Annotated in this window: 7 protein-coding genes and 3 pseudogenes; 3 read left to right on the top strand and 7 right to left on the bottom strand. The window is 68.9% G+C overall.

Features of this window, described 5'->3' with window-relative positions:
- Positions 1-403: 403 nt before the first annotated feature.
- The 5 genes and pseudogenes from ACFXJ8_RS43455 to ACFXJ8_RS43475 all read right to left on the bottom strand — a co-directional run bounded on the left by ACFXJ8_RS43455 (position 404) and on the right by ACFXJ8_RS43475 (position 4,836).
- The gene (locus ACFXJ8_RS43455) at positions 404-1,009 is read right to left on the bottom strand and encodes a DUF998 domain-containing protein (RefSeq protein WP_379651362.1); all 606 of its coding nucleotides are present in this window, start codon (positions 1,007-1,009) and stop codon (positions 404-406) included.
- Between the two features lie 184 nt (positions 1,010-1,193).
- A pseudogene (locus ACFXJ8_RS43460) lies at positions 1,194-1,517 on the bottom strand (DJ-1/PfpI family protein); the annotation flags it as partial.
- 291 nt (positions 1,518-1,808) lie between these two features.
- Positions 1,809-2,987: a serine hydrolase domain-containing protein gene (locus tag ACFXJ8_RS43465; RefSeq protein ID WP_379651364.1), complete on the bottom strand. Its 1,179-nt coding sequence runs from the start codon at positions 2,985-2,987 to the stop codon at positions 1,809-1,811.
- Between the two features lie 23 nt (positions 2,988-3,010).
- Positions 3,011-4,456 carry an MFS transporter gene (locus tag ACFXJ8_RS43470; protein WP_379651366.1) on the bottom strand — a complete coding sequence of 482 codons (1,446 nt, stop codon included), beginning with the start codon at positions 4,454-4,456 and terminating at the stop codon, positions 3,011-3,013.
- Positions 4,453-4,836 (bottom strand): VOC family protein, encoded by a 384-nt coding sequence (locus tag ACFXJ8_RS43475; protein ID WP_379651368.1) that lies wholly within the window; start codon positions 4,834-4,836, stop codon positions 4,453-4,455. The genes ACFXJ8_RS43470 and ACFXJ8_RS43475 overlap by 4 nt, the downstream gene beginning before the upstream one ends.
- 57 nt (positions 4,837-4,893) lie before the next feature.
- Between ACFXJ8_RS43475 and ACFXJ8_RS43480 the strand changes: the two are divergent.
- Both ACFXJ8_RS43480 and ACFXJ8_RS43485 read left to right on the top strand, forming a co-directional pair.
- Positions 4,894-5,217, top strand: a pseudogene (locus ACFXJ8_RS43480) (sugar phosphate isomerase/epimerase); the annotation flags it as partial.
- Between the two features lie 98 nt (positions 5,218-5,315).
- The gene (locus ACFXJ8_RS43485) at positions 5,316-6,053 is read left to right on the top strand and encodes a TetR/AcrR family transcriptional regulator (RefSeq protein ID WP_379651370.1); all 738 of its coding nucleotides are present in this window, start codon (positions 5,316-5,318) and stop codon (positions 6,051-6,053) included.
- Between the two features lie 147 nt (positions 6,054-6,200).
- Here the strand turns inward: ACFXJ8_RS43485 and ACFXJ8_RS43490 are convergent.
- Positions 6,201-6,581, bottom strand: a pseudogene (locus ACFXJ8_RS43490) (transposase); the annotation flags it as partial.
- A 156-nt stretch (positions 6,582-6,737) separates the two neighbouring features.
- On the opposite strand from ACFXJ8_RS43490, the gene ACFXJ8_RS43495 reads away from it, so the two are divergent.
- A complete protein-coding gene (locus ACFXJ8_RS43495; protein ID WP_379651371.1) occupies positions 6,738-7,640 on the top strand; it encodes an aminoglycoside phosphotransferase family protein in 903 nt (300 codons plus the stop codon).
- Positions 7,641-7,971: 331 nt separating this feature from the next.
- Here the strand turns inward: ACFXJ8_RS43495 and ACFXJ8_RS43500 are convergent, their stop codons facing one another.
- Positions 7,972-8,946 (bottom strand): tetratricopeptide repeat protein, encoded by a 975-nt coding sequence (locus tag ACFXJ8_RS43500; protein ID WP_379651373.1) that lies wholly within the window; start codon positions 8,944-8,946, stop codon positions 7,972-7,974.
- Positions 8,947-9,678: the final 732 nt, after the last annotated feature.

Raw genomic sequence — 9,678 nt, forward strand, 5'->3', positions numbered from 1 at the left:
GTGCTCGGCACCGGAACCCGGCTGTTCGACGAGAACACCGGTCGCCTGCCGGTCAAGCTGGTCGATTCGACCACCTTCAAGTCCGGTGTCGTGAATCTGCACTACCAGCCCGCCTGAGAGACGCGATAGCCGGGCCTGACGGCTCAAGGATGCGATGGGTGGAGACCGCCGGTGCCGAACCCGCCCGCGTGTGCGTGCACGGTGCCGGAGCGCAGGCGACGGCGTACTTCACCTACGTGATGACCCGCGCTGATCTACGGCCTGGCCTGGCGCGGTGAGGCGGAGAACGACATGATCCGCGCCTTCGCCCAGGTCGTCCGCGATCTCGGCACTCTCTGGCGAGCAAAGACGGCCGGGCCCCTGCAGGGACCCGGCCGCCCTCCTTTCAGGGGTACGGCACCGCCTACGCCTCGGCCGAGGCGCGGACGCGGGCCGACAGCACGGCCAGCCACACCAGCCCCAGCCCCGCCCCGGCGGTGAACGCCATCACGCTGGCCGAGGAGCCGGCGAACCCGGCCAGCACGCCGACCGGCACGAGCCGGCAGGCGATCGCCCACCCGCGCTCACCCCGGGCGGCGAAGTGTCGGCCCATCACCACGAACGCCGCGCACAGCGACAGGAAACCCACCATGGCGCCCGCCATGTGGATGCCGCCTTGGGTGCTGAGCACCGCCGCCTGATGGCCGGCGTCGGGGAACCCCGCCCCGGGATCGGCGCTGAACGCTGCGCTGACCAGGAACGACGCCCCGAACACGGCCACCAGCCGCGGAGCCCAGGTGCCACCGGGACCGCCGTGCAGCGCCCGGCGCAGCCCGATCGATCCGGCGATCGCCAGACAGGCGGTGATGACGAAGCTGGTCACCTGGATCCAGCCCAGGTCCCCCAGGCTGAGCTGGCTGATGGCGTTGCGGGTGAAGTCGAAGGGCTCGCGGGTGAGCCCCTGGACCAGCGCCACGCCCAGAAACCACGGGCCCGCGGCGATACCGCAGGCCAGAAGAATTCTCGTCATCGCTGATCAGGCCGGCTGGTAGGTCAGGTCGAGCACGCCGGTGCCGAAGGTGACCGATCGGGTGAGCTTGAGCGGCACCTGGCGGGGGCCCTTTGACGACATCCGCCCGTGGGTACACGCGCCCGAACTCGTCCTGGACGCAGTGGTGGATCGTGCAGCGGCGGCCGTCCAGCAGCCCGGCGCGGCCGAGCGCGTCGACCCCCGCGCACACGCCGGCGACCGTGCCTGACGCGTGGTGTTCGCGCAGGCGGCGCAGGGTCTGCCTGGGCGGCGGGCGGGTCGGGCCACGCCAGCCCGGCACGATGATCAGGTCGTCGGCTGTCAGACGCGGCCAGTCGGTCGTGGGTCGCAGCATCAGTCCCTGCGCGCTGGCGACCTGGCTTTCCTCGGCGACATAGGTGATCGTGTGGGGATAGCCGAGGTCATCGGCGGTGGAGAAGACCTGGGCGGGACCGGCCACGTCGAGAAGGTGCACCTGCGGGATCAGCAGGAAGAGGACCAGGGACACGGCCGGGTTCTGCTCCTGACTCCGGGTGGGCCGGTCAACGGTCCTGATGGCGGCGAATCGGCAGGCAGGGCCTCGGTGATGATCGACTCGCCGCCGGGACCTCCGCCGGCCTGGCGCGCCGCCCGACGCGGCTTCGTCACCGGCTCCGATGGCGCCGCCGACGGCAAGCCATGTACGTGAACCCGAACTCTCACCGCGCCTATGCCTCGGCCATCGACCGCACCGTGGCCGCGCTCGGGATCGCCAAGGTCACCGAACACCCGGCACCCCGCAGCGAGGTTAAGGGCGCCCTTACTTCTTGGCGCAGAGCTTGGCCTCGATGACGCCGAGGGCGCCGCCGATCGCGTTGTTCCAGTCGCCGTTGGTGTTGACGGCGACCATCTGCTTGCCGTCGCGGCTGGCCATCAGGTACGTGTAGGTGCCCTGGATGTAGCCGGCCACTCCGTAGGTCGTGACGCCGCAGGACAGCTTCTGGGAGAAGACGCCGGTGCCGTAGTGCGTGTTGGGGATCCACAGGTTGCCCGTGGTGTCGACCATGTGACCCCACATCTCGTCCTGCTGCTTCTTCGGCAGGAGCTTGCCGGTCAGTAGCGCGTTGACGAAGCGGCTGAGGTCGGAGGTGGTCGAGACGATGTTGCCGGCGGCCCAGCCCCAGGAGGGGTTGTAGTCGCGCAGGTGGTAGACCTTGTCCTCGGGCTTGGCCGTGGTGCTGAGCTTGGAGTAGAGCTCGGGGTGCGACCCGCGGATCTTGGTCTCGTTCTTGCCCGGCATATAGGTGCTGCCCAGGCCGAGCGGGCGGATGATCAACCGCTTCATCTCGTGGGCCAGGGTCTTTCCGGTGGCCTTCTCGACGATCAGGCCGGCGAGGTAGTAGTTGGTGTTGGAGTACCACCAGCCCTCACCCGGCTTGCGGCCCTTGTAGGGGCCCTTGGCGAGGGTGTGCTTGACCAGCTGCTCCGGCTTCCATTGACGATGGCGGTACTTCAGGAACTTGGGCGTGTCGTAGATGCTGTTGAGGGGTTCGAACAGGTAGGGGTTGTCCAGGCTGCTGGTCTGGTTGAGCAGCATCCGGACGGTGATCTTGCTGCCGTCGTTGCGGTTCTCGTCGACCAGGCTGGGCAGCCACTTCTCGACGGTGTCGTCCAGGCTCAGCTTGCCCTCGGCGGCCAGAAGCAGCACGGTGGTGGCGGTGAAGGCCTTGGTGGCGCTGCCGATCCGGAACCGCTCGCCCTTCTCGCGCTTGCGACCGGTCTTGGTGTCGGCCACGCCTGCCGTACCCCACCAGGTCTTCTTGCCGTCACGGACCTCGGCCACCATGCCGGGGATACCGCTGGCGGCCACGACCTGCTCCAGCGCCTGCTGGACACCGGCCCGGTCAGGCGCCTTTTCCGCCGTCGCGGCTCCGGCGCTCCCGGCGATCACGCTGGCGGCAAGGGCGAGGGAACCGGCAACGCGGACAGTGGTCTTCATCAGAGTGCTTCCTTTCCAGAAGTTCAGGCAGAAACGGGGGTACTGGCGGCATGGGCGCCGACCTGGCGGCCGCGCAGCAGGATCAGAGCGAGTACGGCGGCGCCCAGGACGCCGGCGGCCGCAGCCAGGGAGGTCGAGGACATGGCTGAGGCGTACGCCTCGCGGGCGGCGGCGGCCAGGGCGGGGTTGGCCACGGCCTCGGCGATGGAGGTCGGGGAGCCCGCGGGCATGGCGGCGGTGAAGCTACCAGTGGCGAGGCTGCCCAGGGCGGCCACGCCGAGCGCCGCGCCGGCCTGCTGGATGGTGTCGTTCAGCGCCGAGCCGACACCGGCCTGCTCGGCGGGGATGGCGCCCATCAGCGCGGCGATCGCGGTCGGCATCGCCAGGCCGGCGCCGGCGCCGAGGACGAACTGGCTCACGGCCACCATGACGAAGGCGCCGGAGGTGGTGGCCAGCAGCGCGAACCCGGCCGCCATGACCAGCATGCCGAGGACCGCGGTCAGCTTGTTGCCGAGCTTGGCGCCCAGGCCGGCGCCGACGCCGTTGAAGATGAGCGAGGCGATGGCCAGCGGGATGAAGGCCAGACCGGCCTGCGTCGGCGTGTAGCCGAGGACGAACTGCAGGTACTGGGTGAGGACCAGCAGCAGGCCGCCGTTGCCCACCTGCACCAGCGTCAGCGACAGGCTGCCGCCCGCGAAGTCGCGGTCGCGGAACAGCTTCAGCGGCACCATCGGGTACGGCGTGCGCAGCTCCCAGCCGATGAAGGCGGCCAGCGCGACCACGGCGACGCCCAGTGAGATCCAGTTGATGCCGTGGGCGAACTCATTGATCGTCCACACCAGGGCGACCATGCCGACCATGGACAGGATCGCGCCCAGGGGGTCGGGCTTGACCTGCGGTCCCTTGGACTCGGGCATCAGGGTGCCCGCCGCGAGGATGGCCAGGACCGCGATCGGGACGTTGATCCAGAAGATCGACTCCCAGCCGTAGGAGGCGATCAGCGCACCGCCCAGGACCGGTCCGCCGACCAGGCCGAGCATGGCGACCGCGCCCCAGCCGGCCATGGCCTTGCGGCGCTCGTTCTCGTCGGCGAAGACGGTGATCATGATGGACAGGGTGCTGGGCATGACCAGCGCGCCGCCGATGCCCATCGCCACGCGGGCGGCGATGAGCTGGCCTGGGCTGGTGACCAGGGTGGCGGCCAGGGAGGCGAGTCCGAAGAGGGCCAGGCCGATGACCATGATTTTGCGCCGGCCGTACCGGTCGGACAGGGAGCCGGCGGTCAGCAGCAGTCCGGCGAAGACCAGCATGTAGGACTCGAGGATCCACTGCATGTCCTGGGCGGTGGCGCCGAGGTCGGCGGCCAGCGACGGGACCGCGACGGTCAGCGCCATGTTGTCGACGACCAGGACCAGCGTGCTGAGACACAGCACGACCAGGATCAGCCAGCGGCGGGGATTGGGGTTCACGAAAGCCTCCTGCGAATGATGTTCTCGCGATGCGAACACTGTACGCGAGGGGAATGGTGCGTGCAACTGCGAACGATGTTCCGCGCTGGTGTCAGCCCTTGGGATCGGGTGAGCTGCAGCACCCACTCGCCCCACGGCTCGTGGTGCAGTGGGACGGTGATGGGAGCACCCTCCGCCCGCAGTCGCGCGTACTCGGCGGCGATGTCGGTGACCGCGAACGACACGATGACATCGGCGAACCCGGAGCCGGGCGGCGCCTCGGGCGAGCGCTGCAGCAGCAGAATGTCGGCCGCCCCGTCATCACGGCTCAGCGCCACGAACACCTCGCGAAAGCCCAGGTGCCCGGTGAAGAACCGGCTGGATGCTGCCACGTCGCCCACGTTCAGCTTCCTTGTGTCGCATCTGGCGGCGGACGCAAGCATTCAGCCTGAGCACAGGAGGAACATCGGCCGATCATGCCGTTAAGCGTTTTCGACGAGGTGGGAGTGCGGTTCGTGCACGAGGTGCATCCGTCCGAGATCGCCTACGACCACGTCACCACCCAGCGCGCGCTGGAGGCCCTGGGCAGGCGGCCCGCCTTCGGGCTCAACTGGGACCCCTCGACCCCGTCGGGTTATCCGACCGGATCTACCACGTCGACTGCAAGGACACCGGAGTCCGCGTGGGCGAACCTGCGGCGCGGCTGGGACTTCTCCATCAAGCGGCTCAACGCGATCACCCCGCCGGCGGCGGCGTTCGACGCGGCCTTCTCCACGGAGTAGCCCGCCCTTGCGGAGGAGCGGGCACCAATCCGACTGTCATGCCGTACGCATGCGCGCACAGTGTGCGCTATGCTGGGTGCCGGAAGAGAGGAGCTCACATGCCGGCACCTGACGACCAGTCCATCCCCTCGGTGTGGGCACGGCCCCGCAAACAGCGCGAGCAGCCCACGCTCAGCCGCGATTCCATCGTGACCGAGACCATCAGGCTCCTGGACGCCGAAGGCGTGGAGAACCTCTCCATGCGCCGCCTCGGCCAGCGCCTCAACGCCGGAGCCACCTCCCTCTACCGGCACGTCGCCAACAAGGACGAGCTCATCGAGCTCGTCGTCGACGAGGTCTACGGCGAGGTCCGGGTGCCCGACCCCGACGACCCCGCGGGCTGGCGGGCCGCCATCGCCGAAGGCGCCCACAGCCTGCGCGCCATGATCCTGCGCCACCCCTGGGTGGCCGCCGTCCTCGGCCAGGTCGGCCTGGCCTCCCTCGGACCCAACCTCATGCGCCAGTCCAGCCGCATGCTCGCGCACTTCAGCCAGGCCGGCTTCCAGGGCGGCGAGGCCGGCCAGGCCATGGACACGCTCATCGCCTATGTCATCGGCATGACCACCAGCGAGGCCGCCTACCTGTCGATGATCGCGCGCAGCGGCAAGACCGAGCAGGAGTGGATCGCCGGCCTCCGGCCGCTCACCGAGCAGGCCGTGCGCGACGAGCCGATGCTCACCGACCTCTACGCCGCGATGCAGGAGGAGGACCCGGCGAAGACGCGGGACGCGAACTTCGGCTACGGGCTGGAACGCGTCCTCGACGGCCTGGCCGTGCGCCTCGGCCCACAGGGCTGACGCCTCACGGCCGGCGGCCTGGCCGCGCGCCCCCGTCGGCGAGGAGGGTGGGGGCGCGCCACCTGAAACGTCCGACGCCGCACGCACGACATGCTTCGGCCGTATCCGCCCGGTGCCAATGATCAGACAGGACGGGCTGTCGGCCCAGATCAGCGAGATCCTCTCGTACCAGTCGCGCAGGCGTTCCAGCGCAGGCTTGGCGCCGTCGCGGCCCTGGACGCTGGCGGCGGTGACGATGACGACCAGCAGCAGGCCCAGGGTGTCCACGACGACGTGCCGCTTTGTGCCCTGCACTTTCTTGGCCGCGTCGTATCCGCGGGAGTCAGTGGCTACATTCTCGGCCGCCCGCAGCGACTGCGAGTCGATGATGCCTGCGCTGGGTTCGGCTTGGCGTCCTTCGGCGAGCCGGAGGTGTTCGCGCAGGTCGTTGTGGAGGGCGTAGAGATCGCCGTCGGTCCACCAGCGAGTGAAGATCGCGTGGACGGTGCGCCAGGGCGGGAAGTCGGCGGGCAGATTGCGCCATTTGCAGCCGTTGTCGACTTCTCTGAACTATGGAGCCGTTCCGTCCCAAAGCCGTTGATCTGCAGCTCTCTGAGACCGAATTGGTGATGCCAGAGGAATGACAGCGAGATGTTCCGGAGAGCGAGAGCCGCTCCGCCTGCCGCCTCAGTACTGTGACTTCGCATGACCGACACCGAGATCGAGATCACCGCAGACCTGGTCCGCGACTTGCTGCAGGAGCAACATCCAGATCTTGCAGGGCTGGCCATCCGCGAGGTGGCGGGCGGCTGGGGCAACCAAATGTGGCGTCTCGGGGACGAGTTGGCCGTGCGCATGCAGCGCATGGACCCTACCCCGGAGCTCCAGCTCAAGGAGCGGCGGTGGCTACCTGTGCTGGCCCCGCGCCTGCCGCTCCCGGTGCCGACCCCGGTGCGGTTCGGCGAACCGTCCGAGCGCTTCCCCAAGCACTGGACCGTGATGACGTGGGTTCCCGGCGAGCCGCTGGACCACGGCTCGATCAGCCGCGACGCCCACGCGGCCGACACGCTGGCGGGCTTCCTCAGGGCGCTCCATGTGGAGGCGCCCGCCGAGGCCCCGGCCAGTTCGGACCTCGGCGCTCACCCCAAGAGGTGCACGGGCGGCTTCGAGCAGTTCTTGCAGGCCATTGACCCCGACGCCGTCGGCGATGTCCGCGCCGTCCGGGCCGTCTGGGCCGATGCCGTCGCGGCCCCCGAGTGGGAGGGCCCGCCGATGTGGCTGCACGGTGACCTCCATCCCGCGAATGTCGTCGTCTCGGACGGGACGCTCACAGGCGTGATCGATTTCGGTGCCTTGTTCGCCGGCGATCCCGCGTGGGACCTCGGCGCCGCGTGGGTGCTGCTCCCCGCGGGCGCGGCCGCACGGTTCTTCGACGCGTACGCGCACGCGGACGAGGCAACGATCCGGCGCGCCCGCGGGCTGGCCGCTATGAAGAGCCTCTTCCTGATGCTCATGGGGCAGAACGGAGATCGGGACCTTCCCGGCGGCAAGCCGAACTGGGGACCTGCCGGCCGGGCGGCACTTGATCGTGTTTTGAAGGGCGTTTGATGCACGCTTCTTGAACTTGTTCTCGATCTTGGTTGAGGGCCATGTGGCAGCCCACCTTCGTGGGGTTCATCGATCACCACGCGTGGTGGGGATGCCAAGGTCCACGGCCGTATGCTGCCCGTGGCCCCGATCGGGCTGGCGGAGCTTCTCCTCGGCGCCAGCCAGGCTGACCTGAGTCCTTCAACCTCGCCGAGCGTCAGACCTTCCGGTGGTGACGGGGCTTCGATAACTGCCGTTACTACCGGAAGGTAGCTCTATGTCGCTGAAGATTCGCGCTACGTCGCCATTTTCGCCCATTTAGCGGACTCAAGGATCAGTTGTACACGGGCACTCAGTGGGGCCGGGGAAGGCCCAACCTCTCTCGGAGGTCTGTCAGCCCTCGCGTGCGTTCCTCATCGCGGCTGTCCTCAACATGGGTGTGGAGCGCGAGCACCAGCCTGCGGCCGCGCTCGTACCGTTCATCGCTCCACGTCTTCAGACGCTCCAGACCCGCGTGTACCGGTCCGAACGTCGCGGGGAACAGATACAGGCCGATGTCGACGAGCGCGGGATTGCTGACCTCCGTCTGGTAGCGGGCGGACTCGAAGGGCTCCCGCACCACCTCGCCCTCACTCACACCGCTGCGCTCCACCTGGTCGTAGACGAGGTCCAGCCACGTATCGCCCGCCAGCAACTCGCCGAACCGGACGGCGACCCATGGGTGCAGCCCCTTGCTCCCTCCCCTGGCCGGGTGGGACTCCCCGTGCGCGTATTGGAGCACCTCGCCCGCCTGCTCCTTCGCGTCCCGGCCGATGAGGATGTGCCCCTCTAGATGGGCCGCATAGCCGGCAAACAAGCCGTCACACATCTCTCGTGCGTACGTCAGCGGCCCGAGAGCCGCGGTCTGGTCGCCGCTCTGGAGCAGCAGGTTGCCGAGGAGGAGGCTGGCGACATCCCCGATCTCGGTGCCCTTGCGGACCTCCGCGGCCTGCTCGAATCCATCCTGGGCCGCGCCCAGGTCGCCGGTGAGCTGGGCCGCGAGGCTCTGGAGGAGCGCTCGGTCCGAAGACGACCTGAAGTCCGGGGTGAGCATCACGGCGGCCAAGGGGCCCAGCCAGGGGTCCTCTCCTGCGGCCACCTGCTCCAGCCACCCTCGGCAGGAGCCGTCCAGGCCGTTCTCGCTGAGTTCGATGCCCGCCAGCGCCATGGCCGCATGCCCGGACACGGCGGTACGTCCCGCGCCGGCGATCGTGGTCAGCAAGGCACGAGCCGCCGGGACGTCACCCGCCCTGTACGCCGCCAGCCCGCGTTCGACCTCGTCCGGCACCGGACTCAGGGGATCGGGAGGAAGCGGAAGGGGCCATCCGTCGGAGCCCAGCAGAGTTTGATCGGCCATGTCGCTGCTTTCGCGTGGGGGAGCGTTCCCGCGCGAGCATCTCACGAGCGGCCGACACTTGATCGCGAGAACTCGGCAATTCGCCGGAAGCAGGTGTCACCTTGTGAGGCTCCGCTGAGCCTGGGCTTCCTGTTCGGCGAGCCGATACCTTAGCCATAGGGCCCGGGGTCACCGCAGGTCAGATCCCACATGCTCCCCTGCTGGGCTCTCCCGCGGGCCAGGGCGTGCGCAGTTCGAACACATCAGAACGACACCCCACGCCAAGCCCGGTCCTCAGGACCAAGTAGCGCGTTTCGTTCCGATGCAGCTCAACCCTGGCGCACCGCCGTCCCCTCTTACCTACTCGTCGAACGTATGCTCGCCTGCCGCCACGGCACTCGGAGATGGCAGCGCGGCAGCGAGCCGCTGGAGTTCCTCTGCGCGTCTACGCCAAGTGCGTGCATGGGCAGAGGGACGAGGCTATGAGGTGAATCTGGGAGGCGACCAAGCGCTGAAAAACGTGGCCGCGTATTTGCCGTGAGTGGCCGGAGATCGCCGTAGGAAGCCGTAGACAACCGGAGTGAACAAGAGAGGCGGGGCCCCCCGGGTACGCGGGGGGGGGGCCGCGAGTCGCAGGGGGGGGGGTTTTAACAAAAACGAACCCCCCCCGCAACACCGAAGCAC

The sequence above is a fragment of the Nonomuraea sp. NPDC059194 genome, from assembly GCF_042754765.1.
Lineage (GTDB): Bacteria > Actinomycetota > Actinomycetes > Streptosporangiales > Streptosporangiaceae > Nonomuraea.